Source organism: Ensifer sp. GW821-FHT05G01 (assembly GCF_059419585.1).
Window position 1 is genome coordinate 341,252 of record NZ_JBWKSC010000007.1, and the last position, 26,595, is coordinate 367,846.

The window sequence follows — 26,595 nt, forward strand, 5'->3', positions numbered from 1 at the left end:
CATGGCACCCGTTGACCTAAACCTGCTAGCGCCCGAACAGCGGCACGATCATGCTGCAGCCATCGGCTCTCCGATCATCGACGCGCGCCATGTGGCGGTGAAATTCAAGGTCGAGGGCGGTCTCGTCGATGCCGTCAAGGACGTCTCCTTCCAGCTCTACCGCGGCGAGACGATCGCCGTGGTCGGGGAATCCGGATCCGGAAAATCGGTGACCGCCCGCACGGTCATGGGATTGCTCACCAAGCGCGCAAGCGTGTCGGAGCGGTCCAGCATCGCGTATGACGGCCGGAACGTGCTGAAGTTCTCCGATCGCCAGCGCCGGGCGCTACGCGGAAACCGCATCTCGATGATCTTCCAGGAGCCGATGAGCTCGCTCAATCCGGTCTACACCATCGGCGCCCAGATCATCGAGGCCATCCGGGTGCATCAGAAGCTGAGCCGCAAGCAGGCAACCGTGCGCACGCTGGAATTGTTGCGCCAGGTCCAGATTCCTGACCCGGAAGCGCGTCTCAACCAGTATCCGCACCAGCTGTCTGGCGGCCAGCGGCAGCGCATCATGATCGCCATGGCGCTCGCCAACAACCCGGACGTTCTGATTGCCGACGAGCCGACGACGGCGCTCGACGTCACCGTGCAGGCCCAGATCCTCAACCTCATCCGCGACCTGCAGAAAACGCTCGGTATGGCCGTGATCCTGATCACCCATGATCTGACCGTCGTCCGGCAGTTTTCCGACTATGTCTACGTCATGCAGAACGGCGAGGTGAAGGAGCACAACACCACGGCAGCGCTGTTTGAAAACCCGCAGCACCCCTATACCCGCCACCTGCTCAACTCCGAGCCGAAGGGCAACGCCAACCCGATGCCGCAGGGCTCGGCCGCCATCCTCGAAGGTCGCTCGGTGCGCGTTTCCTTCATGCTGCGGGCGGGCGGTTTCTTCAAACCGCAGCTCAAGGAACTGGTCGCGGTCGACAGCCTCAGCCTGAAGCTTCATCGCCACGAGACGTTGGGCCTCGTTGGCGAATCCGGCTCGGGCAAGACAACATTCGGCCAGGCTCTGGTCAAGCTTCTGCGGGCCGAAGGCGGCGAGATCCTGTTTGACGGCGAGCCGATCCAGAACAAGACCCGCGACGAGATGCGGCCGCTGCGCTCGCGCATGCAGATCGTCTTTCAGGACCCGTTCTCCTCGCTCAATCCGCGCATGTCGGTCGGCCAGATCATCGAGGAAGGGCTAGTCGTCAACCGGCTCGGCGCCACCCGCAACGAGCGTCTGGAGCGTGTGCGCGACGCGCTGAACAGCGCCGGCCTTCCCACCAACATCCTGTCGCGTTTCCCGCACGAGTTTTCAGGCGGCCAGCGGCAGCGTATCGCGATCGCCCGGGCGATCGCGTTGGAGCCGGAGTTCATACTGCTCGACGAGCCGACATCGGCGCTCGATCTCTCGGTTCAGGCACAGATTATCGAACTGCTGCGCAAGCTGCAGGACGAGAAGGGACTGAGCTACCTCTTCATCTCCCACGATCTCAAGGTCGTGCGCGCACTCTGCCACCGGGTAGTGGTGATGCAGCATGGCAAGATCGTCGAAGAGGGGCCGGTCGAAGACGTACTTTCCCATCCCAAGACCGCCTACACGGAACGGCTCGTCAGAGCCGCGTTCGAAGTGGCTGCCTAGCAGAAAAGAGGCATTTCATGACGAGACAACCCAAAATCACCTTCATCGGCGCCGGCTCGACCGTGTTCATGAAAAACATCATCGGCGACGTTCTGCAGCGACCGGCGCTGGCGGATGCGAGGATCGCGCTGATGGACATCAATCCGCAACGGCTGGAGGAGAGCGAAGTCGTCGTTCGCAAGCTGATTTCAACGCTCGGCACCAAAGCCACCATCGAGCTGCATGCCAACCAGCGCAAGGCACTCGACGGTGCAGATTTCGTCGTCGTTGCGTTCCAGATCGGCGGTTACGAACCGTGCACGGTGACGGATTTCGAAGTGCCGAAGAAATACGGCCTGCGCCAGACGATCGCCGACACGCTCGGCGTCGGTGGCATCATGCGCGGCCTGCGCACCGTGCCGCACCTCTGGAGCATCTGCGCCGACATGACAGAGGTCTGCCCGGACGCGATCCTGCTGCAATACGTCAACCCGATGGCAATCAACACCTGGGCGATCGCCGAGAAGTATCCGCACATCAAGCAGGTCGGTCTTTGCCACTCCGTGCAGGGCACGGCGATGGAACTCGCCGAGGATCTGAACATTCCCTATGAGGAGATCCGCTACCGCTCGGCCGGCATCAACCACATGGCGTTCTTTCTGAAGTTCGAGCATCGCCAGGCGGACGGGTCCTACCGCAACCTCTATCCCGATTTGCTGCGTGGCTACCGCGAAGGTCGCGCGCCCAAGCCCGGCTGGAACCCGCGCTGCCCGAACAAGGTGCGCTACGAGATGATGACCCGGCTCGGCTATTTCGTCACCGAAAGCTCGGAGCATTTCGCCGAGTACACGCCCTACTTCATCAAGGAAGGCCGCGACGACCTGATCGAAAAATTCGGCATCCCGCTCGACGAATATCCGAAACGCTGCATCGAGCAGGTCGAGCGCTGGAAGGGGCAGGCGGCAGCCTATCGCTCCGCCGACAAGATCGAGGTCAAGCCGTCGAAGGAATATGCTTCGTCGATCATGAACTCCGTGTGGACGGGCGAACCCTCTGTCATCTACGGCAACCTGCGCAACAATGGCTGCATCACCTCGCTGCCCGCCAATTGCGCCGCCGAAGTGCCCTGCCTTGTCGACGAAAACGGCATCCAGCCGACATTCATCGGCGATCTTCCGCCGCAGCTGACGGCGTTGATCCGCACCAATATCAACGTCCAGGAACTGACGGTCGCCGCCCTGATGACCGAAAACCGCGAACACCTTTATCACGCGGCGATGATGGATCCGCACACCGCTGCCGAACTCGATCTCGACCAGATCTGGGCGCTCACCGACGATCTGCTCGCCGCTCACGGCAACTGGATCCCGGAATGGGCGAGAAGTGCCAGAAAGGTTCACGCCGCGTAGCTCTTTCTCCCGGTCGCGCGGCCAGGAAACCCCGGAACCTCCCAGTTCCGGGGTTTCCCTTGGCTGTCAGGGCGTCAGGCGTGATTGAAGACAATCAGGGCGCGGTGGCCCAGGGCAAGCCGTGAGCAACGCCACAAAACCAAGGCAGCCGATGGCAGCCAAGCACCATCTGCTAAGGATCAGGCTTACACGCTTCGTGCTTTAGACCCGACGTCAGCGCAGTCGGTTGCCGTTCTTGTCGAAAAGGAAGGACCGGGACGCAGCGATTGCGACGGTCAGGGTCTCTCGGCTGACGATATCGCGAACATCGCCATGCTCGATAATGATGCGCTCTTCGTCGGAGACGTGGGCGTAGACATAGCTGGTATTGCCGAGATGCTCCGCAACATCGACCTTGACTTTGACGTCCGTGTCGCCTTTCCCCTGTGCGAGAAAATGCTCCGGCCGTACGCCGAGCGTGACGACATCCCCGACCGCGATGGATGACGCGGCAATGGGAAGGGTCAGATGGACATCGGGCTGGCTTGTCAGCGCAACCGTTACATTTCCGGCAGCTATCGACGCCACGTTTGCTTTGAGAAAATTCATGCGCGGCGAGCCGATGAAGCCGGCAACGAAGGTGTTTGCCGGGTCGTCGTAAAGCGCAAGCGGCGCGCCCACCTGTTCGACCACGCCTGCCCGCAACACAACGATCTTGTCGGCAAGCGTCATCGCCTCCACCTGATCGTGCGTGACGTAGATGACGGTCGACTTCAACTCCTTGTGCAGCTTGGCGATCTCGACGCGCATATGGACGCGCAGTTCAGCGTCGAGGTTCGATAAGGGTTCGTCGAACAGGAAGACGAGGGGGTTGCGCACGATGGCGCGGCCGATCGCGACGCGCTGTCGCTGGCCGCCCGAGAGTGCCTTCGGCTTGCGATCCAGCAGCGGCTCAAGCTCGAGGATGCGCGCTGCATCGTTGACCCGGTTGTCGACGTCCGCCTTCGCCATGCCGGCGAATTTGAGTGCGAAACCCATGTTCTCGCGCACGGTCATGTGCGGATAGAGGGCATAGGACTGAAACACCATGGCGATGCCGCGTTTGGACGGATCGACATCGTTCATCACCGTGCCGCCGATCGAAAGTTCGCCGGAGGAGATGTCCTCCAGTCCGGCGATCATGCGCAACAGCGTCGACTTTCCGCAGCCCGAAGGCCCGACGAAGACGACGAACTCCCCTGCCTCGATCGACAGATCGACTCCCTTGATGATTTCGAGCGCGCCGAAGCGCTTGCGAATGTCGGCGAGACGGACTTCGGCCATGGTGACTACTCAGTTGACGGTAAAGGTGATGGACTGGGTGTCGAAGCGGCGGCTCGTCACCGTCAACTCGAGCTTGCCCTTGGTCTCGCCGGCCTCGATCCAGAAGCCGGTCGCTCCGCCTTTCAGCGTGTGTTCGGACGGACCGATGATCCGGCCCTGACCTTCGAGTGACAGCATGACCGGCTCCTCGAAATAGGGCAACAGGTTGCCGCATTGGTCGAGGGCCCGCACCACGACGCGCACGGCATCTTTTTCGCCAGCGCGAAGCTCCGTGTCGTCGGCGATGACCTCGAGCGAGGCCGGGACGGGATCGGCCGGCAGCGTCAAGGTCTTGACGGGTTTTCCGTCGACGTAGCCGGTAAAGGTGCCCTCGCGCCAGACACGGCCCCAGGTGCCGAATTCTTCAGGCGTCACGCTGCGCAGGTCGAGCACGACGGGGGGGTGCGGCAGATGCGGGTAGTTCTCCCTGTCCGGATAGATCCGCTTTGCCGGCCATTCGCCGAACTTCACTTCGACATAGTCGCAGTTCGTCAGCACGATCAGCGGCAGCACGCCGCCGATATTGCGCTCACCGCGCGCCCAGAAGGTGACCGGCTGAAGCACGACATTGTCTTTCGGATCCCCTTGCGAGGCATAGGCATAGGCAGCCAGCTTCGGGATCCGGTACATGTCGAGCACGCCGTGGTAGCAGATGCGGTCGCCGGCGCCGAAATCCTTGTGGGTGTTGTAGTCGTACATGCACCAACCGGTGGAGCCGGAGATATCCCGGTCGCCGGCAACGGCGTTGAGGATCAGGAGATGCCGGGTCACGTGCTCGGCCTGGCGCTGTTCCTGGTCGAAGCGCTTGGTCGGATACATGTGACCGTTGTATTCGGTGATCATGTAAGGGATCGGCCGGGTAATGCCCGTTGTCTCCACGCGATCGCGCAGCACCACGCGTCCACGATTGTTGCCGGGCAGCTCCTCATTGCCGAGGATGAAGTCGTTCATCGTGTAGACGTCTTCGAGCAGTTCCGAATTGGTGATGAAGCGCACGCCGCCGGTCTGGCGGGTAGGATCAAGCTCGCGGGCAAGACGGTTCGTCTCCGCGTAGAACGCGTGGTTGTCCTGGCTTTCGTTGATGCGAACGCCCCAGATGATGATCGAGGGATGGTTCCAGTCCCGCTCGATCATCCGGCGCACATTCTCGATCGATTCCTTCTGCCAGGCGTCACCGCCGATATGCTGCCAACCCGGAATTTCCTCGAAGACGAGCAAGCCGATCTCGTCGCAGCGCTCGATGAACCACTTCGACTGCGGATAGTGCGATGTGCGCACGATGTTGCAGGCGAGCTCATGTTTCAGGATGTCGGCATCCTTCTCCTGCGCGCGCCGTCCCATCGCATAGCCGGTGTGCGGAAAGGCCTGGTGACGGTTCAATCCGCGCAGTTTCAGCGGCCGGCCGTTCAGCAAGAAGCCTTCCGGTGTGAAGAGGGCGGTGCGGAAGCCGAAGCGTTGGGTCAGCACGTCTTCGCCGTGTTCGGTCTCGAGTTTGAGCGACAGGGCATAGAGCGCCGGATTGTCGATATCCCAAAGCTCGATGCCGGCGAGATCGGAGAACGTGAACATCGCCTCGTTGCCATCAACCGTAACCGAGGACGCAGCAACGTCGTCGCCACCCTTGCGGCGGATCTTTGCAGCCAGCGTGCCAGAGAAGGCGAGGTTTTCCGGATTGGCGAGGAAGACGCGGGCGGTGACGGATTTCTTCTCTGCGAGCGCGTCCGGCGTCTCGATCTTGACGTTGGCGATCGATACCGGGCTTGTCACTTTCAGCCAGACGTCGCGGTAGATGCCCGCATAGCAGAGATAGTCGATCTGGCCGCCGAAGGGTGGAATCTCTGGGTTCTCAGAGCCGTCGATCTTGACCGTGATCAGGTTTTCTCCGCGCACCAGATGCGGCGTCAGCCGTGCCTCGAAAGGCGTGTAGCCGTCTTTGTGCGCGATGATCTCCTTGCCGTTGAGATAGACGACGCTGTCGGCCATGGCGGCATCGAAGACCAGCGACACTTCGCGGCCTTCGAATTCGGTGCGCCAGTCGAAGCGCTTCTGATAGGTAAACGGCTTCTGGTAATCGGTCTCGTCGAAATAGTTGTAGGGCAGTTCGACGGCGCTGTGCGGCAACCGCACGGTTTCTCCCGTCTGGAGCGAATGCACATGCGTCGGTTCGAAACCGTCGCGGAAGACCCAGTTGGCATTGAAGTTTTCGGTAATGCGCATTGACGACGTTCCTATTTCACTGAACCGAGCATGCCCTGCACGAACTGGCGCTGCATGACGAAGAAGACGAGAAGGGTGGGAAGGGTGGCGAGGATGGTGCCGATCATGACCACGCCGTAATCGGGGTAGTAGGCGGAGGCGAGCGAGGAGACGACGAGGGTGATCGTCTTCGTCTCGTTCGACTGCAGGACGATGAGAGGCCAGAGGTAGTTGTTCCAGTTGGTCATGAAGACGATGACGAAAGCGGCCGCGTAGGTGGAGCGCATCACCGGAACGTAGATGTAGAGAAAGATCTGCCATTCCTTGAGGCCGTCGACCTTGGCGGCGTCGCGAAGCTCCGTCTGGAAGGCCTTGGTCGACTGGCGGAAATAGAAGATGATGAAGGCGGACGCGATCGTCGGCAGCATGATCGCAATATGTGTGTTGATGAGGCCGCTTCTCGCCATCATCATGAACAGCGGGATCATCAGCGCTGCAAACGGCACCATGAGCGTCAGAAGCACTAGCGCGTAGATACGATCGCGCGCCTTTGACCTGAACATCTCAAAACCGTAGCCGGCGAGCGACGACACGACGATCGTCAGCAGCGTCGCAAGCACGGATACCTTGACCGAGTTCCAGAAAACCAGCGGCACGTCGACCTGTGAGAAGAAGTTGGCGACGTTGATGCCGAAGGCATCGCCTATCCCCGTTCGGCCGCTGATGATGTCGATCGACTTGTTGGTCGAGCTGATCACCATCCAGATGAACGGGAAGATCGACAGGAAGGCCGCCGTCCCCAGGAAGACGTATTGCAGCACAGTCGTTGCAAGGCGCGAGACGTTCATGACCGGTCCCTCGCGGCGTAAAACTGGAGGAAGGACAGAAGCGCCACCATGAGGACGATGACGTAGGAAATCGTCGCCGCGTAGCCGAAGCTCGGCATGAAGCGGAAGGTGAGATTGTAGATATAAAGCGAGAGTGTCAGCGTCGCGTTCGCCGGGCCGCCGCGTCCCTCGGTCAGATTGTAGACTTCGTCAAAAAGCTGGATCGTGCCGATGGTCGAGATGATTGTCGTAAACAGGATCACCGGCTTCAGCATCGGCACGGTGATATAGACGAAGCGGGCCCAGGCGGGCACGCCATCGATCCGCGCCGCCTCGTAGATCGACTTGTCGACGTTCTGCAGGGCCGCCAGGTAAAAGATCATGTTGTAGCCGGTCCAGCGCCAGGTAATGGCGAGGATGACGAGCACCTTGGCCCAGAAGGGTTCCGTCAGCCAGCCGATCGGCGTCGAGATCAGACCGATCGCCAGCAGTGCGGAGTTCACCACGCCATCGACGGAGAACATGCTCTTGAAGAGCACGGAATAGGCGACGAGCGAGGCGACGCAGGGCAGAAAAATGGCGGTGCGGAAGAAGCCGATGAATTTCAGCTTGTCGTTGTTCAGGACCGCGGCGAGCATGAGCGCCAGGGTGATCATGATCGGCACCTGGATGATGAAGAAGGTGACGGTATTGGTCAGCGCCTGAAGGAAGACCGGATCGTTCCATAGCCGCACGACGTTTCCGAAGCCGGCAAACTTCATCATCATGCCCTTGCCCGCGAAGAAGGACAGGTAGAGCGAGCGCAGGATCGGGTAGACGAGGAAGATCGCGATGAGAAGCAATGATGGAGCGACGAACAGCCAGCCGTTCAGGTCGTAATACCGCTTCAATCCGCCTGTTTTTCCGGCAGCCATGGAACGCCCTCAGAAAAAGGGATGACATTGCGGGCGGCAGTGGCTCGATTGCCGCATGCCGCTCCAGCGAAAGAGGCAGGCGGTCGCCGCCTGCCTTGGGATGACTACTGGATCTGGCCCTGGGCCTGGCTGTCCACAGCCTTCAGCACGTCGTCGATGGGCGCGCCCTGGCCAAGCGACGGCAGATGCGCCGTGACCGCCGTGTCCACCTCGTTGGTGAAGACGCCGTAGTTGACCGCCGGAACCTTCGCCAGCCAGTCGGAGAAGTTCTGCCAGACCTTTTCACCGCCGAAGAAGGCATCGGCTTCGGAATAGGCCGGTCCGTTGCGCGCCGCCATCAGCGAGCCGACAGCACCGCGTTCCGTCAGGATCTTCTGATAGAAATCGACATCCTTGGCATAGACCTCGTTGAGGAAATCGATGGCTTCGTCCTTCTCGGCGGAGCTTGCTGTCACGTACCAGCTGGAACCGCCGAGATTGGAGGCATGGGATGCACCCTCGACGTTCAGCTTCGGAATGGGGGCCACACCCCATTTGCCGGACTGATCGGCCTGGGCCTTGACGGTGCCGGTAATCCACACGCCCGTCGTCACGGTGGCGACATCGCCGGAGGTGAAGGTCGCGACCCATTCCGTCCAGCCGGCAGCCGGCTTGTGAATGTTGGCCTGAAGGATCTTCTGCTCGGTCTCGAGCGCTGCCTTCAGGGCGGCGTTGTTCTCGATCGACAGATTGCCGTCCTTGTCGAAATACCAGCCGCCGGCGGACTGCATCAGGATGCGGACGAAGCCGGCATCATTGACGTCGAGACCCAGCATCTTCTTGCCGGTCTTGGCTTCGACCTGTTTTCCGATCTCGATGAAGCGGTCCCAGGTCAGGTCCTGCATATCTTCGGGCTTGAAGCCGGCCTGCTCGAGATAGTCCTTGCGGTAATAGAGGCCGGTGACGCCGGAATCGAACGGCATGCCGTAGACGGCGCCATCCATCGTCATCAGTTGAACCTTGTACGGCGCGAAGCCGGAGAAATCGACCTTGCTGGAAAGCTCAGCGAAAGCGCCGGGGAAGGACTGAAGATACTTCTGCGCGCCATAGTCCTCGATCAGCACGATGTCGGGCAGTGCATCGGTCGTGCCCGAGGACAGCGCTGTCTGCAGCTTCTGCTCGACATCGGCCTTGGCGAAGTCGACGATGTTGAAAGTCGTTTCGGGATGCTTTGCGCTATAGCGCGCGGCTGCTTCCTTCATGATCGCAACGTTGAAGTTCGGATCCCAACACCAGACCGTGACTTCACCGGCAAAGGCGGCGGTGGACGCAAGCAGGCTTGCTGCGGCGAGCGCGCCAGCCGCAAAGCGCGACAGATTCGTTTTGCTGTACATCGTTTCCTCCCTAGAAACTTGCTGAGGGCAGGTTCTCCTCTCCCGCCGTCCGCGCAACAGTTACCGAAATTCAGGAAACACGCAAGGAAGATTTAGTAAATATTTATCTCGAATGAAAACCGGGTCCCCGACGCCTAGGATTCCAAGGGTTTGCGACAGCTATCGCGCCAAACGAGTTCGGTGGAGATGCGCACCTGCTTTCCGTAGCTGCGGCCGGAAAGTCGCTCGAGCAACAGATCGACGGCCGTCTCGCCGATATGTTCACTGTGGATGCGCACCGTGCTGAGAGACGGCGTCAGGAACTGTGCTACCGGGATATCGTTGAAGGAGATGACGCCAAGGTCGCCCGGGATCGAAAGACCGAACTCCTGGATCGCGCGATAGGTGCCGATCGCCATGTTGTCATTGGACGTCACGATCACATCCGGCCGTTCGGTAAGCGCAAGCAGTTCGCGCGCAAGACGATAGCCGGTATCGAGCCGAAGGCTCTGACCCGACGAGCAGTCGGCGAGCGCCAGAAGCTCAGGCGCGAACGTGCCGTTCTTCGTCTGCCAGTTGATATAGGCGGCACATCGGCGCTCGGCGAAATGCTGGACCGCGCCATTGAGATTTTCGTGGCTGCCGATAAAGCCGACGCGCTTGTATCCGCTGGATTTCAGGGCATCAAGGATCTTGCGGGTCGCAAGGCCAACGTCGGAAAACACGCTGTCCAGCCGGTCGTTCCTGGGGTCGAAATCGGCAAAAACCACGTGGCGGGCATGCTCGTTCAGCCACGCGATCTCGTTGTCCGAGTGTTTGCCGATAACGATCACGCCCGATGCGCCTTCAAGCAGGGACGCTTCAGGAAGAGCATCGGAATGGAAGACCTTGACGATCTCAGTTCTCAGGTCGCGGCAACGGCTTTCGATACCAAGCCGAACGCCGACATAATAGGGATCGGCAATCTCGTCCGAAGGCTCGAGAAAGTGCACGATGACAAGCTTGGTCAACAGGCTGGGGGCAGCCTGTCCGTTCGCCTTGTTGCGATTGCGCGGGGTCTCGTAGTTCAGCGCCTCGGCCGTCTCGATGATCGCCTGCCGCTTCGCGGGCGAGATGGATAAAGCCGGGTCGTAGTTGAGTACCCTCGACACCGTGGCCGACGACACGCCAACGCTCTTGGCGATTTCCTTGATAGTGACCATGCCGTCATTCCATTGTTGTCATCGGGCGACTATGTCACATGCGCCCAAATTCTGAAATCGCTTTTAGTAAAGTTTTACTGTCCTTCGGGGCGCAGGGCCAACGAATATCTGACGCAAGCGCGAAAGCGGCGCAGTTATATCCAAGCGATAGGTTGTTCTCAACAAAGTCCACGGTTATCGGCGAGGAAGCGGAGACCTGCCTTGCTCCTGGCAGGTTTCCAAGGAAACGCGCCCAGCCGCGGTGCCGGCTGGCGATTTATGCATTCAACGCATGAATTGCATGCCGATATCTCGTTTGCGCATGCCGAGCCGTCAGGACTAGGCTGCCATCAATCCAGAACAACAGTGAAGCGCAAAGCTTCGGGGAACCTCCATGAGCGATACCAGACTTGCCGACCCAGGCCAGTTTGTCGTCGTGCCGCGACGCAAGATCGGCACGAAGATACTGGCCCTCGTATTCATCACGATGCTGATCCTGCTTGCGAGGGCGTTTTGGCTCGGCGATATCGCCTGGAGCTACGTCGGAGAAAACCTGTTCTCGAAGGCGGTGATGGCGGGCGTGGTCAACACGATCATCATGACTTTCTGCGCCATGGCCCTCGGTATTCTGCTCGGCGTGCTCGCCGCCGTCATGCGCATGTCCGACAATCCGGTGTTGAGAAGCGTTTCCGTCGGCTACATCTGGCTGTTTCGCGGTACGCCGGCGCTGCTGCAATTGCTGCTGTGGTTCAATCTGGCACTGATTTTCCCGACGATCGGCATTCCCGGCCTGTTTTCGCTGCGCACCGTCGACGTGATGACCCCCTTTGTCGCGGCCTTCCTCGGCCTGGGCATCCAGCAGGGCGCCTATACGGCGGAAGTCGTGCGCGCCGGCATTCTCTCCATCGACAAGGGACAGACAGAGGCGGCCCTGTCGATCGGCATGACCAAGCTGCGTGCGACACTGAAGATCGTGCTGCCACAGGCCATGCGTGTCATCGTGCCGCCGATCGGCAACGAGACGATCGGCATGGTCAAGCTGACCTCGCTTGCCAGCGTCATCCAGTATTCCGAGGTGCTGCGCAGCGTGGAGGACATCTACTACGTCAATTCACGCGTCATCGAACTGCTGATCGTTGCCGCCATGTGGTACATGGCCGTGGTCACGGTCCTCAGCATCGCGCAGATGTATATCGAGCGCTATTTCTCCAAGGGATGGGGCGCCTCCGGCCGGAACGAAACCACGCCGGCGCCGCAGACCACTGTCGAGGAGGCGGCCTGATGGAAGCGCTTATCGTGGCCCATGGCCTTCAGAAATACTTCGGCACCTTCCATGTGCTCCAGGACATCGATTTCAGCATCCGCAAGGGCGAAGTCGTGTGCATCATCGGTCCGTCCGGCTCCGGAAAGAGCACGTTCCTGCGCTGCATCAATCAGCTCGAAAGCATCGAAGGTGGCTATGTCAGCGTCGATGGCGAGATTGCGGGCTACCGCCGCGACGGAAATCACCTCTATCCGCTGTCCGACCGCGAGATCGCGCGCCAGCGCCAGTCCGTTGGCATGGTCTTCCAGCGTTTTCATCTCTTCCCGCACCGCACCGTGCTCGAAAACATCATAGAAGGTCCGGTCGGCGTCCAGAAACGCCGCAAGCAGCAATGCACCGAGGAAGCGCGTGCCCTGTTGAAGCGCGTCGGCCTGGCCCACAAGGCGGACGCCTATCCGGGCGAACTGTCAGGCGGCCAGCAGCAGCGTGTCGCAATTGCCCGGGCGCTCGCGATGAAGCCGAAGGCGATGCTGTTCGACGAGCCGACGTCGGCGCTCGATCCCGAACTGGTTGGCGAAGTGCTCGGCGTCATGAAGGAACTGGCTGCCACCGGCACGACCATGATCGTCGTGACCCACGAACTCGGCTTCTGCCGCGAAGTGGCCGACCGGGTGGTGTTCATGGACGCAGGCCGGATCATCGAAACCGGAACGCCCGCGGAGATCCTGGAGAATCCCACAAATCCCAGAGTGAAGAGCTTCATCTCTGCGGTGCTTTGAAAACGAAAAATAACCTCAAGAGGAGAATGACATGAGATTTCTGAAAATGGCCGTGTCTGCGCTGGCGCTTCTTTCCGCCGGGGTCGCTTCGGCCGAGACCAAGCTCAACCTGGTCAATGACGGCGAGCTACGCATCCTGACCAACCCGATCTATCCGCCGATGGAATTCGTCAACCCCGAGAAGGGCACGCTTGACGGTTTCGATGTCGATCTGGCGACGGCGATTGCGGCCAAGCTCAAGCTGAACCCGCTGTTCGTCACCTCCGCCTTCCAGGAACTGCAGAGCGGGCTCCAGACGGGCCGCGGCGACGTGATCATCTCCGGCATGAGCGACAACGTCAAACGCCAGGAAAGCATGGACTTCGTCGACTACCTGACGAGCGGCCCGATCCTGTTCACGACCAAAGCCAGCGCCGAACAGTACAAGTCGCCCGAGGACCTTTGCGGCAAGACGGTTGCCGGCAGCCGCAGCACCAGCTTCGGCGAAAACGTCACCGGCTGGAGCGAGGCCAATTGCGTGGGCAAGGGTAAGCCGGCGATCAAGTTCGAAGGCACGGCCGATTCCAACGCCGCCCGCCTCGGCATGAAACAGGGTCGCTATGACGCGGTTGTGCAAGGCATCGAAACCATCGCCTACCAGATGCGCGTCGAGCCGGACACGTTCACGCTGGTCGGCGATCCGCTGCTTAGCAACGACACGTTCGGTATGGGCTTCAAGAAAGACAATTCGGCCCTGCGCGACGCTATCGCCGGCGCTCTCGACGACTTGATCAAGGACGGCACCTACAACGAACTGCTGACGAAGTGGGGCCTTGTGCACAATGCCGTGCCCAAGGCCGTGATCAACGGCGTCAAGTAAGCCGTCGTCTCCCGCTCCCGCACCTGATCTCTCGGAGAGAGGCGGGCGGTAAACCCTCCAAAGTTCCTCCCTTTTCAACTGGCCTCAGCGCCGGAACGGGAGAGCTTTGTCTTGCGAAAACCGCTCCCGGCGCTCCCGCCGGGGGTGGCGAAAACCGGACAAAGACCATGCTGACCGAAACTATCTCTGCTGCCACGCGTCTGGCCCCGTTGTGGCCGCCAGGAAAACAATCCGCGGTCGCGCTTGCCTTCGATGTCGACGGCCCGACGGGCGATGCCATGCTCGACGGTTCGCTGCTTGCCAATCCCCGCTATTTTACGCAGGGCGCCTATGGCCCATGGAAAGCCTTGCCGCGATTGCTCGATCTGCTGTCGGCCTACGATCTCAAGGCCACCTTCTTCATTCCCACCTGGGTCGTGTTGCATTGGGGCGCCCACTGCGAGCGGATCGTTCGCGAAGGCCATGAGGTCGCCTATCATGGCCATCGCCACGAGGTCTTCATCGATCTGGGCCGTGAGCAGCAGCTCGCCATCATGGAGCGCTCGCGTGCCGTCTTTCAGGAGCGGCTGGGCGTGACGCCGATCGGCTTTCGCACCCCGTCCGGCGACTGGAGCGCCGAGACCGCGGATCTGCTGCGCGCCTTCGGCGTCCTGTATTCGAGCTCGATGCGCGGCGACGACCGTCCCTATTTCCATCCAGGTACGGCAGCCAAACTGGGCCTCGTCGAAATTCCCGGCCGCTGGGACATCGATGATTATACGGCACTCGCCTACACGGAGGAGCCTGATTTCCCTGTTGGTCTCGACCGGATCTCCGATTACCGGACAGTCGAGCAGAACTGGCGCGCGGAGTTTGAGGGATACCACCGCGAAGGCCTGTGCTGGACGACGATCCTCCACCCCAAGGTTTGCGCCAAGCCGGGTCGCCTTTCGATACTCGAAGGCCTTTTCAAAGCGATCACGGCGCATGGCGATGCGGTCTGGACCGCCCGTTGCGGCGACATCGCGCGCTGGTGGATCGATCGCCACAGCCAAGACACCGGAAGGATGCCGGCATGAACGAACAGGCGACAACGACGTGGCCCGAGGGCAAGCGATGCACGGTGCTGATCTCGGTGCTTTTTGATGACGGGATGGATGCGGCTACTGCTGCCCCGGACCTTCTCCAGCGCAGCAAGAGTTTTTCCGTCTGGAAGTATGGCGCAACCCGCGGCGTGGAGCGCCTGTGCCGGACCTTCGCATCTTTCGATATCGCCGCCAGTTGGTTTACGCCGGGGCAGGTGGCCGAGGAGCATCCCGGTTTGCTCAAGGCGGTGGCCGGCGCTGGTCACGATCTTGAAAGTCATGGCTGGGCCTTCGAGCGCCACGATAGCATGCCGGCGTCGCAGTCGCTGGATCTCTTGAAACGGTCGCGGGAAACACTCGGCCAGCTCTCGGGCAAGGCGGCCACTGGGTTCCGCCTCCCGGCAGGAAACTGGCCGCCAGGTTTCGATCAAACGTTGCTGGAGGCCGGATACGAATGGTCGACGTCGCTCAATGGCGATGACGTCCCCTACCTGCACCCCTCCCGCCTGGTCGAGATCCCTGTTCATATCGAGCTCGAGGATCGTCCCTACTTCCAGTTCAATTTCACCCCCGCCTTTCCGAAAGGGCAAAGCCGCATCCCGTCTTACGACGGCGTTCTTCACAACTGGATCGCGGAGTTCGATGCCTATCGCCGCTTCGGCCTTTGCTACGTGCTGCAACTGCGGCCCGAGTGGACCGGCACGCCGGGACGGATCTCCATCGTCGAAGACCTGTTGGCCCATATCCGTAGCTTCGACGACGTCTGGATCACCACCGGCGCAATGATTGCGGACTGGCACCGAAAGAACGGTGTCGCGCCGCCGCCGACCCATCCCCTCCACGTCTACGATGCCTACCTGCAGGAGCAGCAATCCCATGGCTGACACCGTCCTTCAGTCGCTGGCGCTCAAGGTCGCAGCCACGGCTTTCGACGACTTTCCGCAAGCAACCATCCGCAAAGCGAAGCGGCATGTGCTCGACACCTTCGGCGTCGCTGTCGCCGGCTCGGCGTCGGCCGAGACGCGCATGGCGCTTGCTGCATCTGATATGAGCGCAGCGAACGGTTCTTCGCTCATTTGGGGAACTCCGCTTTCGGCCGATGCGCGCACTGCCGCGCTCGTCAACGGCGTTTCGGCCCACGCCCTTGAACTCGATGACAGCGGTGGATGCGACCACTCCGGTGCAGTCGTGCTGCCGGCGGTCGTCGCTGCCCTGGGCGAGGTGACACGCCCTGTTCATGGCAAGGAATTTCTGAAGAGCGTTCTGATCGGATACGAGGTCGGCCGGCGCGTGCTGGAGGCCGCCGGCGGCTACGAGACGCATAACGGGCTCGGATGGCATTCGACCGGCACCTGCGGTGCCTTCGGGGCGGCGGCAGCCGTCGGAACCTTGCTCGGCTTCGACGCGCAGCGCATCGCCTCGGCGCTCGGCCTTGCCTGTTCCTTTGCCGGCGGCACATGGGCCTTCATCCACGACGGCAGTCCTGCCAAGAAGCTTCATGCCGGTCGCGCCGCGGAAGGCGGGTTTCTCGCCGCGCGCCTCGCCGCCAGCGGCTTTGTCGGACCGGGCGACGTTTTCGATGGGAGCGCCTGGGGAAGTTTCTTTCAGGCCTTTTGTCGGGGCGAGGGGGATCCGGCGATGCTGCTTCACGGCTTCGGTGAAAACTGGCGCATTGAGCGTTGCTCGATCAAACCGCACGCCACCTGCCGCGGCACCCATTCGGCAATCGACGCGGTCGACAAGCTGCTGGGCGACCAGGAGCTCGCGAGCCAAGACATCGCCGCGATCACGGTCGACATGAGCGGCTTTCAGTTCGGCATGTGCGGCGGCAAGGTGCTGACGTCGCGCGCGCAGGCGCAGATGAGCCTTCCGTATGCGATCGCTGCGCGGCTTCAATACGGGAAGGTATCGCTCGCGGAACTTGAGGAGCGCGCCTGGCGCCACCCGAGCGTTGACCGGTGGCTCCAACGCATGGACATCCGGATCGATCCCGCCATGCCCGACGAGGCCGAGCCTGCAGTCGCGCTCGCCACGATCGACGGTCGACACGTGCAGACGACGATCGACTTCCCGCTTGGAAGCCCCGCGAACCCGCTGAGCGACGACCGCCTGATCGGAAAATACGACGCCTTGGCTCGGTCCGTGTTGGGGCAGGCGAAGGCCGACGGCCTGCGGGATCGCGTACTCGCGCTCGACGGCTGCACCGACGCACGCGAGCTTTTGCAGTGGCTGCGTTGACGCTGGATCGGCCGGGGCGCGTCACAACAAATCGCAAGAATGCTGAGAGGATGAGATGACTATGATGGCTGAGACGACCTGGTCGCCGCTCTTTAAGGAAGCGGTCTCCACCGACTTCCGCGATTTCCACGAATGCCTCGACCAGGACAAGCGCATCGCGCTTTACGATGTCGCCGGCTCCAAGGTCCACGCGCGCATGCTGGCGCGGGCCGGCATCCTGACCGCAGAGGAAAACAACCGGATCCAGGTTGGCCTCGATCAGATCGCCGACGAAATGCGCGCCGGCACATTTGTGTGGAAGAAGGAGCTCGAGGACGTTCATATGAACGTCGAAAGCCGCCTGACCGCCCTTGTCGGCGAAGCCGGCAAGAAATTGCACACGGCGCGTTCACGCAACGACCAGGTGGCAACGGACATCCGTCTTTACGCCCGTGCCGAACTGGACGCGCTCGCGGCCGAGCTGAAGTCGCTGGTGCTGGCTTTCGTCGACCTCGCCGATCGCCACGCGGAGACGATCATGCCGGGCTTCACCCATTTGCAGGTCGCCCAGCCCGTGACTTTCGGCCATCACATGATGGCCTATGCCGAGATGTTCCTGCGTGATCTTGAACGCGTAGGGCAGGCGCGCGAGCGGCTGAACGTCTCGCCGCTTGGGGCGGCCGCACTTGCCGGCACCGGCTATCCCATCGATCCGGCCTATAGCGCTGGCGAACTCGGCTTTTCCCGCGCCTTCCGCAATTCGCTCGATGCCGTATCCGATCGGGACTACGTCGTCGACATCTGTGCAACCGGCGCCATCATCATGGGGCATCTCTCGCGCTTTTCCGAGGAAGTCATTCTGTGGTGCACGCCGATGTTCGATTTCATCGAGGTCGGCGACCAGTTCTGCACTGGCTCCTCGATCATGCCGCAGAAGCGCAACCCCGATCTCGCCGAACTCGTGCGTGGCAAGGCGGCGCGCATAATCGGAAATCTGGCGACATCGGCAGCACTGATGAAGTCACAGCCGCTGGCCTTCAACAAGGACCAGCAGGAATCGAAGCCTCCCCTCACCGATACGCTGGAGAATGTGCGCGGTGCCGTCACGGTGACCACTCAGATGCTGCCGACGATCAAGGTGCGTGCCGCCAACATGCTGGCCGCCGCCGAACAAGGGTATTCCACGGCGACGGATCTGGCCGATTATCTGGTGCGTGCCGGCCTGCCTTTCCGCGATGCCCATCATGCTGTCGCGGCGATCGTCGGCGCGGCGCGAGAGAAGGGTCTGGCGACGCTCTCCGAAATGCCGCTTGCCGAGATGCAGACCTTTGCGTCGGCCATCGGTCAGGATGTTTATGATGTGCTGAGCGTCGAGGGCTCCGTTGGCAGCCGCAACCATCCGGGCGGGACCGCGCCTGAGCAGGTGAGAAGCGCCATCGCCGAGCTCCGCGCGCTTCTTGCCTGATCGTGCCAGTCTGCGCTTTACCAACGCGATGGCGACTGTTTAAATGCCCCGGTTGCCATCGCGGAGGAGCCCTTTGAAGCCGGTTTTCGAGCAGAATCGCTTGCCGCCCTTGCAGACGCTCCAGACATTCTCGATCGTTGCGGAAACCGGCAGCTTCACGGCCGCAGCCACGGAACTCAACCTCAGCCAGAGTGCGATCAGCCGCCAGATCCAGCAACTGGAGCACTATTTCGGCTGCAGTCTGTTCGAGCGCCACACGCGCAAGGTGGTGATCACCGAGCAGGGGGCGGCGATCATGCCGATCGTCAATGGACTGCTCGTCTCGCTGCGCAATTCTTTCGAGGCGACGCGAACGAAGAGCCGATCGCTCACGATCCGAATGCCGCCCACCTTCGCGCGGCGGTGGCTGCTGCCGCGGCTTCCGGAACTGCAAAGCCGTCATGAAGATCTGAACATTACGATCGACACGGCGTGGTTTGCCCGCCCGACCTTTACGGTCGGCGACATCGACCTCCTGATCACCTACGGCAACGGCCATTGGCCGGGCATGGACGTTTTCCTGCTGCTTCCGGAAAAACTGACGCCGATGTGCTCGCCAGCCGTTGCCGAAACGCTCGGCGATCCTGCGTCGCTCGAAAACCTGTCGGCCTGCGTCTTGTTGCATTCCAACCCGCGCCAGAGCGACTGGACCTTGTGGCTGCAGGCGGACGGGGCCTATGATTTCCGCGCCGCCCGCAACCAGATCTTCGACACGCAGGATTTCGCGATGACGGCTGCCGCAAGCGGTTACGGCGTTACGATGGGCGACCTCTATCTGGCAAAGCAGGACCTGCAAAACGGCGAGCTGGTGACGCCGTTCCCGCGCATCATCGATAGCGGCTATGGCTACTACGCCCTCTATCCGGCCCGCACCGAGACGCGACGGAAGGTTGCGGATCTCGTTGAATGGCTGACGGAAGCAGGCCCCGTCGACGAGCGCTAGAGGACCGACGCGTGTCGGGCGTGCAACTCGTCAGAGTTTAAGATCGCTTCGCCAACTGGTGCTCTCGCCAGATGGTGAAAAGGCCGGCACCGACAACGATGGCTGCACCGGCGATCATGTTCAGCGTGACAATCTCGTTGAACAGAACGACAGCGATGATGACATTGAGAACCAGCTGGAAATAGGTGACGGGTTGCACCTCCGCTGCCGGTAGCAGTCCATAGGCCCTGATGAGGAAATAGTGGCTCAGCGTGCCACAGACGCACAGCGCGGCAAGGGCGAACCAGTCGGACGGCTGGACATCGGTCCAATACAACGGGCCGATCATTGAGATCGCGACTGCGCCTGCGACGCCGGCATAAAACAGGCTTGTGACCGCAGAATCCTCGTGACTGACGGCGCGGGTGGCGATGCTGTAGAGGGCAAACAGCACGGCTGCCGCAAGCGGCAAGAGCAGCGACAGGTCGAAGTGAACGTCGATCGGATTGATGATCACCAGAACGCCGATCATGCCGACCATGACCGCCATCCCCCGCCGCCAGCCGACCGTTTCTCCGAGAAGGGGGATCGAAAGCACGGTAATGATCAGCGGCGTTGCCTGGAAGATCGACTGGCTCATGGCAAGCCCGGCATGCACATAGGAAAAGACGATGATGACGATTTCCGCAACCAGCAGCAGTCCGCGGGTGATCTGCAGCCACGGGCGGCGCGTCTGGATTGCGCCCCGAACTCCGCCCGGCGACGACGCTGCGAAGCAGAACACGAACAGCGCGAATGCCCAGAACCGGATCATTGTTATGAAGAGTGCCGGGTAGCGATCACCAAGATACTTGGTAATCGCATCCTGGCCGGCAAAGATGCAGATCGCCAGGAAAGCGAACAGATAACCGCGGGTCTTAGGGGTCATTGCGCAAACGTACTCTCAATCATAGAGCACCCCGATAGCATGAAATCCGTGCGATGGCTCAAACCATTTGCAGCCTGTCCGGTGCGCCAGGCGGGCGGGGACGCTCCTCGGAAAATCGATCGTCCTTCTTGGTGTCCGCGTCCGAAGCGATCGGACGCTCCCTGCTTTCACGCTCCTCTTAGAGGCCGCTGTGCCACCGGTGTTTCAAATCAGCCGAGATCGAAACAAATTCTGATTTACGTACCTCAGAAAATGGGTTAGCAGTACTTCCGGAGGAGTTCTGATGACATTTTTTCGTTGCGTTCGTGCCGGGGCACGGGGCGTGGCTGCCGTCCCTATGGGGTGTGGCTTGACGATTCCGGTCGCCATATGACGGCTGCTGCATCCCAGAGTGCGCCGGTTGTGCTGCAGGCAAAGGGCGTTTCCAAGACGTTTGGTATCGTCGAAGTGCTGCGCGACATCGATGTGTCCGTGCGATCAGGCGAGGTCCACGCGATCATCGGCGAAAACGGCGCCGGCAAATCCACGCTGATGAAGATTCTGGCCGGCAACCACTTGCCGACCCGGGGCGAGCTTGCGATCGACGGAAGGCCGGTGCATTTTTCCGGTCCTGTCGATGCTGAGCAGGCGGGCATCGTTCTCGTCCATCAGGAAATCCTGCTCGCACCCGATCTGACGGTGGCGCAGAACATCTATCTCGGTCGCGAACTGCGCAAGGGCCTCACGGTCGATGACCGGGCCATGAACGAGGGCGCCGCCAAAGCGATCCGCGATCTCGGTGCCGAGATCGACCCGAAGACGATCGTCCGCCGCCTGTCGATCGCCCAGCGCCAACTGGTCCAGATCGCGCGGGTGCTGCTGGTTCCGCACCGGGTGGTGATCTTCGACGAGCCGACGGCGTCCTTGACACCACACGAAACCGAAGCGCTGCTGAAAGTCATCAGGGACATCCGCGCCAAGGGTGTGGGCGTTCTCTACATTTCCCATCGCCTGCCGGAGGTGAAGGAGATCGCCGACCGGGTGACGGTGCTGCGTGACGGTCGGGTTGTTGCCGTGCACGATGCCGCGGAATTGCAGCCGGCAGACATGGCGCGGCTGATGGTCGGACGCGATGTGGCAAAACTCTACCCCGAGCGGCACGGCGGGCCGGCGCGGGAAGCCGTGCTCGAGGTCGAGGACTTTTCGGTGCCGGGCTTTGCCCGCAATGCGACGTTTCAGCTGCGCAAGGGCGAGATCCTCGGCTTTGCCGGCCTTGTCGGTGCCGGCCGCACCGAATTGATGGAGGGCGTCGTCGGGCTTCGCCCGGGCCACGGCCGGATCAGGCATCACGGCAAATCAGTCGATTTTTCGAGTGTTCAGGCAAGTTTGAAAGCCGGGCTCGTCTATCTGAGCGAGGATCGCAAGGGCAAGGGCCTGCTGTTGACCAAGGACCTCCGGGTCAACCTGACGCTGGCATCGCTTTCGAGGTTTGTCAAAACCATGCAGATCGACGGCAGACAAGAAGCCGAAGCGCTCGACACGGCGATCCGCGAGTTCGACATCCGAACCGGCCGCAAGGATATCCTGGCCGGGCAGCTGTCGGGCGGCAATCAGCAGAAGCTGCTGCTCGCCAAGATGATGATGCTGGATCCGGAGATCGTCATCATCGACGAGCCGACGCGCGGCATCGACATCGGCAACAAGGAACAGATTTACAAATTCATCGCCAAGCTCGCCGAGGAGGGGCGGTCGATCATCGTCGTCTCATCGGAAATGCCGGAACTGATCGGCATCTCCGATCGCATCCTCGTCATGCGAGAGGGCCACATCGTCGGCGAAGTTACGGGAGACAAGATGACGGAAAATGAGATCGTCGTTCTTGCGACAGGCGCCAATACCGGGGAGGCCGCGTAAGCGCGGGACACGATCATGACGAATGTTGCAACCGAAACGCAGAAGGCGCCGCGAACCTCGCGAGACTGGGACATGGCCGCGATCGCGCCCTTTGTCGCGCTGGCGCTGCTGCTCATCCTTGGCTATTTCGCCAATCCGAACTTTGTCTCCGTCGCCAATCTCTTGAACGTCATCACGCGCAGCGCCTTCATCGCCATCATCGCGCTGGGCGCAACCTATGTGATTTCGTCCGGCGGGCTCGATCTTTCCGTCGGCTCGATGGTCGCCTTCGTCGCCAGCCTGATGATCCTGTTCATCAACAGCGGCGTCATCGCCGATCCGGTGCTGATGCTGATCTGCGCGGCAATGCTCACTCTGGTGCTCGGTGCGGCCTGCGGGCTTGTCAACGGGCTCATCACCACCGTCGGCCGGATCGAACCCTTCATCGCCACGCTCGGCACCATGGGCATCTATCGCGGGCTGACGACCTGGCTGTCGCAAGGCGGCGCCATCACGCTTCAGGACCGTGAGCTGCAGCAGATCTATCGGCCCGTGTACTTCGGCTCGGTCGCCGGCATTCCCGTGCCGATCATCATGATCTTCGTCATGGCGGCGATCGCCGCCTTCGTCCTCTATCGCACCCGCTATGGCCGTCATGTCGTCGCAGTCGGTTCCAACGAGGACGTCGCGCGCTATTCCGGCATCTCGGTCAACAAGGTCCGCACGATCGCCTATGTGATCCAGGGTCTCTGTGTCGCCGTCGCCGTGCTGCTCTATGTGCCGCGCCTCGGCTCGACATCGGCCACAACAGGCATTCTCTGGGAGCTGCAGGCGATCACGGCGGTCGTCGTTGGCGGCACGGCTCTGCGGGGTGGCGTCGGCCGCATCTGGGGCACTGTCTGTGGCGCCTTCATCCTGGAGATCGTCGGCAACATCATGCTGCTTTCGAACTTTGTCAGCGAGTATCTGATCGGCGCCATCCAGGGCGCGATCATCATCATCGCCATGCTGGTGCAGCGCTCGCTTATGCGCCGCGCCTGAAGATTGGCCGGGCCGTTGGGGCGAGCCCGGTTTCATTGCAATCGAGGCCCCGTGGAACTCTTGGGAGGGAGACTATGCGTAGGACAATTTTCGGTTTGACCGTCGCCGCCGTGGCGGCATTTGCGGGCGCTGCACCGGGCGCATTTGCGCAGGACAAGAAGGTAACGATCGGTGTCTCGATCCCTGCCGCCGACCATGGCTGGACGGCCGGCGTCGTCTTCCACGCCGAACGCGTCGCCAAGCTCCTGATGCAGGAGCATCCGGGCCTGAACGTCATCGTCAAGACATCGGCCGATGCCGCGACCCAGGCAAACGCCGTGCAGGACCTGGCGGTTCAGGGACTTGATGCGCTGGTCATCCTGCCGTCGGATCCCGATCCGCTCGTCAACGCCATCCAGCAGGTCAAGGATTCCGGCGCCTTCGTCGCACTCGTCGACCGCGCGCCGTCGGTCAACGACAGCTCGATCCGCGACCTCTATGTCGCCGGCAACAATCCGGCGCTCGGTCAGGTCGCCGGCGAATACATCAAGAAGACGACCCCGGACGCTGAAGTCGTCGTCATCCGCGGTCTGCCGATCCCGATCGACCAGCAGCGCCAGGATGGATTCGACAAGGGCATTGCCGGCTCCAACGTCAAGGTTCTCGATCGCCAGTACGGCAACTGGAACCGCGACGACGCCTTCCGCGTCATGCAGGACTATCTGACGAAGTATCCGAAGATCGACGTGGTCTGGTGCCAGGATGACGACATGGCCGTCGGCGTTCTCGAAGCCATCGGGCAGGCCAAGCGCACGGACATTCAGTACATCGTTGCCGGTGCCGGCTCGAAGGACATGATCAAGAAGGTCATGGACGGCGACAAGATGGTTCCGGTCGACGTGCTCTATCCGCCGGCAATGGTGGCAACCGCAATGCAGCTGACGGCCGCCAAGTTCTATGACCAGGTTCCGGTCAGCGGCGAATACATCCTCGATGCCACGCTGGTCACGAAGGACAATGCCGAGCAGTTCTACTTCCCGGATTCTCCGTTCTGATCAACAAGGCGCGCCCGCCAGGCGGGCGCGCCCTTCCATCCGCACGCATTCTTCAGGTCGATCCCGCGCCTGGCCAACCCGCGCCTTGCGCTTCTTCAGTGTGACATCGATCCGGTCACGGCCACCTAGACGAGGAAAAATCATGAAAACGATCAAGGGCCCCGGCCTGTTTCTGGCGCAGTTTGCGGGCGATGTCGCACCGTTCAATTCGTTTGCGTCGATTGTGAAATGGGCGGCCGATTGCGGCTACAAGGGCGTGCAGGTGCCGACATGGGATGCGCGGCTGATCGATCTCAAGAAGGCGGCGACGTCAAAGGCCTATTGCGACGAGCTTTTGGGCATTGCCCGCGACAACGGTGTCGAGATCACCGAGCTGTCGACCCATCTGCAGGGCCAGCTGGTCGCCACCCATCCGGCCTATGACGAGGTGTTCGACGGCTTTGCCGTGCCGGAAGTGCGCGGCAATCCGAAGGCCCGGCAAGAGTGGGCGGTCGAGCAGGTGAAGCTGGCGCTGACGGCCTCGAAGAACCTGGGGCTTGATGCGATGGCGAGCTTTTCAGGCGCGCTCGCCTGGCCGTTCGTCTATCCCTGGCCGCAGCGGCCGGCGGGCCTGGTCGAGACCGCCTTCGACGAACTGGCGAAACGCTGGAAGCCGATCCTCGACCATGCCGAGGACTGCGGCGTCGATATCTGCTACGAGATCCATCCTGGCGAGGACCTGCACGACGGCATCACCTATGAGATGTTTCTGGAGCGCACCGGCAACCATGCCCGCGCCAACATGCTCTACGACCCCTCGCACTATGTGCTGCAATGCCTCGACTATCTCGACAACATCGACATCTACAAGGATCGCATCCGGATGTTCCACGTCAAGGATGCCGAGTTCAACCCGACGGGTCGGCAGGGCGTCTATGGCGGCTACCAGGGCTGGGTCAACCGGGCCGGCCGCTTCCGCTCGCTCGGCGACGGCCAGGTCGATTTCGGCGCGGTGTTTTCCAAGATGGCGGCCAATGATTTTGCCGGCTGGGCGGTGGTGGAATGGGAATGCTGCCTGAAGCATCCCGAAGACGGCGCGCGCGAGGGCGCAGACTTCGTCAAGCACCATATCATCCGCGTGACCGAGAAGGCGTTCGACGACTTTGCCGACGGTGGCACCGACGAGGCGGCCAACCGGCGGCTGCTGGGGATTTGAGGCGTAGCCTGGGGTTCGCGGTGAGTTTGCGGTAAGCGCTGAACCCGCCGTAGCTGCAACTGCGACCTCAGTTTCCAGCCGCTGCCCCTCACCCTAACCCTCTCCCCGCAGGCGGGGAGAGGGGACGTGGCACACGGTTCTGCTGTGCGAGGGCAAACAGTTGCGGCGATCGACACTCGGCCCGCCCAAGGGGACACGGGGATGGGGTTTGTCGCTCGAAGCTGTTGCCCGGTCGGCCGATGTCGCTCGCGGGTGCAACAAATCCCTTCTCCCCGCTGACGGGGAGAAGGTGCCGGCAGGCGGATGAGGGGCGGCCTCCGCGACCGGGCAGCGTGACTGTGCGACGCCACTAAAACACGACGATGAAACGAGGAGACAGGACGATGGCAATCGAGGGAACGAGCGAGAAGCGCGAGCGGCGGATCCGGCTCGGCATGGTCGGCGGCGGTTCGGGCGCCTTCATCGGCGCGGTGCATCGCATCGCAGCGAGGCTCGACGATCACTACGAGCTGGTGGCCGGCGCCCTGTCGTCGACACCGGACAGAGCCGAAAGCTCCGGCCGCGAACTCGGGCTTGATCCGTCGCGGGTCTATTCCGATTTCAAGCAGATGGCGATCCGCGAGGCCAAGTTGAAGGACGGCATCGAGGCGGTGGCGATCGTCACCCCCAACCACGTGCACTATGAAGCGGCCAAAGAGTTTTTGAAGCGCGGCATCCATGTGATCTGCGACAAGCCGCTGACCTCGACGCTGTCGGATGCGAAGAAGCTGAAGAAGGCGGCCGACGACAGCGATGCGCTGTTCATACTCACGCACAACTACACCGGCTATCCGATGGTGCGCCAGGCGCGCGAGATGGTTCAAAACGGCGACATCGGCGCCGTCAGGCTGGTGCAGATGGAATATCCGCAGGACTGGCTGACGGAGAATATCGAGCAGTCGGGCCAGAAGCAGGCGGCCTGGCGCACCGATCCGGCCCGCTCGGGCGCCGGCGGCTCGACCGGCGACATCGGCACGCATGCCTATAATCTCGGCGCCTTCGTCTC

The 26,595-nt window shown here is 61.6% G+C and carries 22 protein-coding genes; 15 read left to right on the forward strand and 7 right to left on the reverse strand.

Translation table 11 applies throughout. From position 1 onward, the window contains the following. Position 1 precedes the first annotated feature (1 nt). Both AC07UR_RS19275 and AC07UR_RS19280 read left to right on the forward strand, forming a co-directional pair. The gene (locus tag AC07UR_RS19275; protein WP_209789210.1) at positions 2 to 1,672 is read left to right on the forward strand and encodes an ABC transporter ATP-binding protein; all 1,671 of its coding nucleotides are present in this window, start codon (positions 2 to 4) and stop codon (positions 1,670 to 1,672) included. Between the two features lie 17 nt (positions 1,673 to 1,689). Beyond that, positions 1,690 to 3,060: an alpha-glucosidase/alpha-galactosidase gene (locus AC07UR_RS19280; RefSeq protein WP_173421440.1), complete on the forward strand. Its 1,371-nt coding sequence runs from the start codon at positions 1,690 to 1,692 to the stop codon at positions 3,058 to 3,060. Positions 3,061 to 3,273: 213 nt separating this feature from the next. On the opposite strand, the gene AC07UR_RS19285 is transcribed toward AC07UR_RS19280, so the two are convergent. The 6 genes from AC07UR_RS19285 to AC07UR_RS19310 form a co-directional block, all read right to left on the reverse strand. Then, positions 3,274 to 4,362, reverse strand: a complete 1,089-nt coding sequence (locus AC07UR_RS19285; RefSeq protein WP_209789212.1) for an ABC transporter ATP-binding protein — start codon at positions 4,360 to 4,362, stop codon at positions 3,274 to 3,276. Positions 4,363 to 4,371: 9 nt separating this feature from the next. After that, complete coding sequence (locus AC07UR_RS19290) at positions 4,372 to 6,618, reverse strand: glycoside hydrolase family 2 protein (protein WP_209789214.1); 2,247 nt, start codon at positions 6,616 to 6,618, stop codon at positions 4,372 to 4,374. An 11-nt stretch (positions 6,619 to 6,629) separates the two neighbouring features. After that, positions 6,630 to 7,445, reverse strand: coding sequence for a carbohydrate ABC transporter permease (locus tag AC07UR_RS19295; RefSeq protein ID WP_173421443.1), 816 nt, complete (start codon positions 7,443 to 7,445; stop codon positions 6,630 to 6,632). Continuing rightward, a complete protein-coding gene (locus AC07UR_RS19300; RefSeq protein ID WP_173421444.1) occupies positions 7,442 to 8,338 on the reverse strand; it encodes a carbohydrate ABC transporter permease in 897 nt (298 codons plus the stop codon). The genes AC07UR_RS19295 and AC07UR_RS19300 overlap by 4 nt, the downstream gene beginning before the upstream one ends. Before the next feature lie 104 nt (positions 8,339 to 8,442). After that, on the reverse strand, positions 8,443 to 9,711 hold the full coding sequence (locus tag AC07UR_RS19305) for an ABC transporter substrate-binding protein (RefSeq protein WP_173421445.1): 1,269 nt from the start codon (positions 9,709 to 9,711) through the stop codon (positions 8,443 to 8,445). 134 nt (positions 9,712 to 9,845) lie between these two features. Beyond that, positions 9,846 to 10,892, reverse strand: coding sequence for a LacI family DNA-binding transcriptional regulator (locus AC07UR_RS19310; RefSeq protein ID WP_209789216.1), 1,047 nt, complete (start codon positions 10,890 to 10,892; stop codon positions 9,846 to 9,848). 373 nt (positions 10,893 to 11,265) lie between these two features. On the opposite strand from AC07UR_RS19310, the gene AC07UR_RS19315 reads away from it, so the two are divergent. From AC07UR_RS19315 to AC07UR_RS19350, 8 genes are all read left to right on the forward strand, one after another. Continuing rightward, on the forward strand, positions 11,266 to 12,153 hold the full coding sequence (locus AC07UR_RS19315; protein WP_173421447.1) for an amino acid ABC transporter permease: 888 nt from the start codon (positions 11,266 to 11,268) through the stop codon (positions 12,151 to 12,153). Continuing rightward, positions 12,153 to 12,914 carry an amino acid ABC transporter ATP-binding protein gene (locus tag AC07UR_RS19320; protein ID WP_173421448.1) on the forward strand — a complete coding sequence of 254 codons (762 nt, stop codon included), beginning with the start codon at positions 12,153 to 12,155 and terminating at the stop codon, positions 12,912 to 12,914. The genes AC07UR_RS19315 and AC07UR_RS19320 overlap by 1 nt, the downstream gene beginning before the upstream one ends. Positions 12,915 to 12,945: 31 nt before the next feature. Beyond that, positions 12,946 to 13,773, forward strand: a complete 828-nt coding sequence (locus AC07UR_RS19325) for an ABC transporter substrate-binding protein (RefSeq protein ID WP_173421449.1) — start codon at positions 12,946 to 12,948, stop codon at positions 13,771 to 13,773. Positions 13,774 to 13,940: 167 nt separating this feature from the next. Then, positions 13,941 to 14,831 carry a polysaccharide deacetylase family protein gene (locus tag AC07UR_RS19330; RefSeq protein WP_209789218.1) on the forward strand — a complete coding sequence of 297 codons (891 nt, stop codon included), beginning with the start codon at positions 13,941 to 13,943 and terminating at the stop codon, positions 14,829 to 14,831. Beyond that, positions 14,828 to 15,721, forward strand: coding sequence for a polysaccharide deacetylase family protein (locus AC07UR_RS19335; protein WP_209789220.1), 894 nt, complete (start codon positions 14,828 to 14,830; stop codon positions 15,719 to 15,721). The genes AC07UR_RS19330 and AC07UR_RS19335 overlap by 4 nt, the downstream gene beginning before the upstream one ends. Next, positions 15,714 to 17,075 carry an MmgE/PrpD family protein gene (locus AC07UR_RS19340; RefSeq protein WP_209789223.1) on the forward strand — a complete coding sequence of 454 codons (1,362 nt, stop codon included), beginning with the start codon at positions 15,714 to 15,716 and terminating at the stop codon, positions 17,073 to 17,075. The genes AC07UR_RS19335 and AC07UR_RS19340 overlap by 8 nt, the downstream gene beginning before the upstream one ends. Before the next feature lie 64 nt (positions 17,076 to 17,139). Next, complete coding sequence (gene argH / locus AC07UR_RS19345) at positions 17,140 to 18,519, forward strand: argininosuccinate lyase (protein WP_494700057.1); 1,380 nt, start codon at positions 17,140 to 17,142, stop codon at positions 18,517 to 18,519. 73 nt (positions 18,520 to 18,592) lie between these two features. Further along, a complete protein-coding gene (locus AC07UR_RS19350) occupies positions 18,593 to 19,501 on the forward strand; it encodes a LysR substrate-binding domain-containing protein (RefSeq protein ID WP_209789227.1) in 909 nt (302 codons plus the stop codon). A gap of 37 nt (positions 19,502 to 19,538) precedes the next feature. On the opposite strand, the gene AC07UR_RS19355 is transcribed toward AC07UR_RS19350, so the two are convergent. Then, complete coding sequence (locus AC07UR_RS19355) at positions 19,539 to 20,408, reverse strand: DMT family transporter (protein ID WP_209789229.1); 870 nt, start codon at positions 20,406 to 20,408, stop codon at positions 19,539 to 19,541. 369 nt (positions 20,409 to 20,777) lie between these two features. On the opposite strand from AC07UR_RS19355, the gene AC07UR_RS19360 reads away from it, so the two are divergent. The 5 genes from AC07UR_RS19360 to AC07UR_RS19380 form a co-directional block, all read left to right on the forward strand. Continuing rightward, a complete protein-coding gene (locus AC07UR_RS19360) occupies positions 20,778 to 22,301 on the forward strand; it encodes a sugar ABC transporter ATP-binding protein (RefSeq protein ID WP_209789231.1) in 1,524 nt (507 codons plus the stop codon). A 15-nt stretch (positions 22,302 to 22,316) separates the two neighbouring features. Continuing rightward, entirely contained in the window at positions 22,317 to 23,321 is a 1,005-nt protein-coding gene (locus AC07UR_RS19365) for an ABC transporter permease (RefSeq protein WP_209789233.1), read from the forward strand. A 74-nt stretch (positions 23,322 to 23,395) separates the two neighbouring features. Next, positions 23,396 to 24,355, forward strand: coding sequence for a substrate-binding domain-containing protein (locus tag AC07UR_RS19370; protein ID WP_173421458.1), 960 nt, complete (start codon positions 23,396 to 23,398; stop codon positions 24,353 to 24,355). A 142-nt stretch (positions 24,356 to 24,497) separates the two neighbouring features. After that, the gene (locus AC07UR_RS19375) at positions 24,498 to 25,550 is read left to right on the forward strand and encodes a sugar phosphate isomerase/epimerase family protein (RefSeq protein WP_209789235.1); all 1,053 of its coding nucleotides are present in this window, start codon (positions 24,498 to 24,500) and stop codon (positions 25,548 to 25,550) included. Between the two features lie 383 nt (positions 25,551 to 25,933). Further along, positions 25,934 to 26,595: Gfo/Idh/MocA family protein (locus AC07UR_RS19380; RefSeq protein ID WP_494724407.1), on the forward strand; the 662-nt coding region annotated here is incomplete at its 3' end.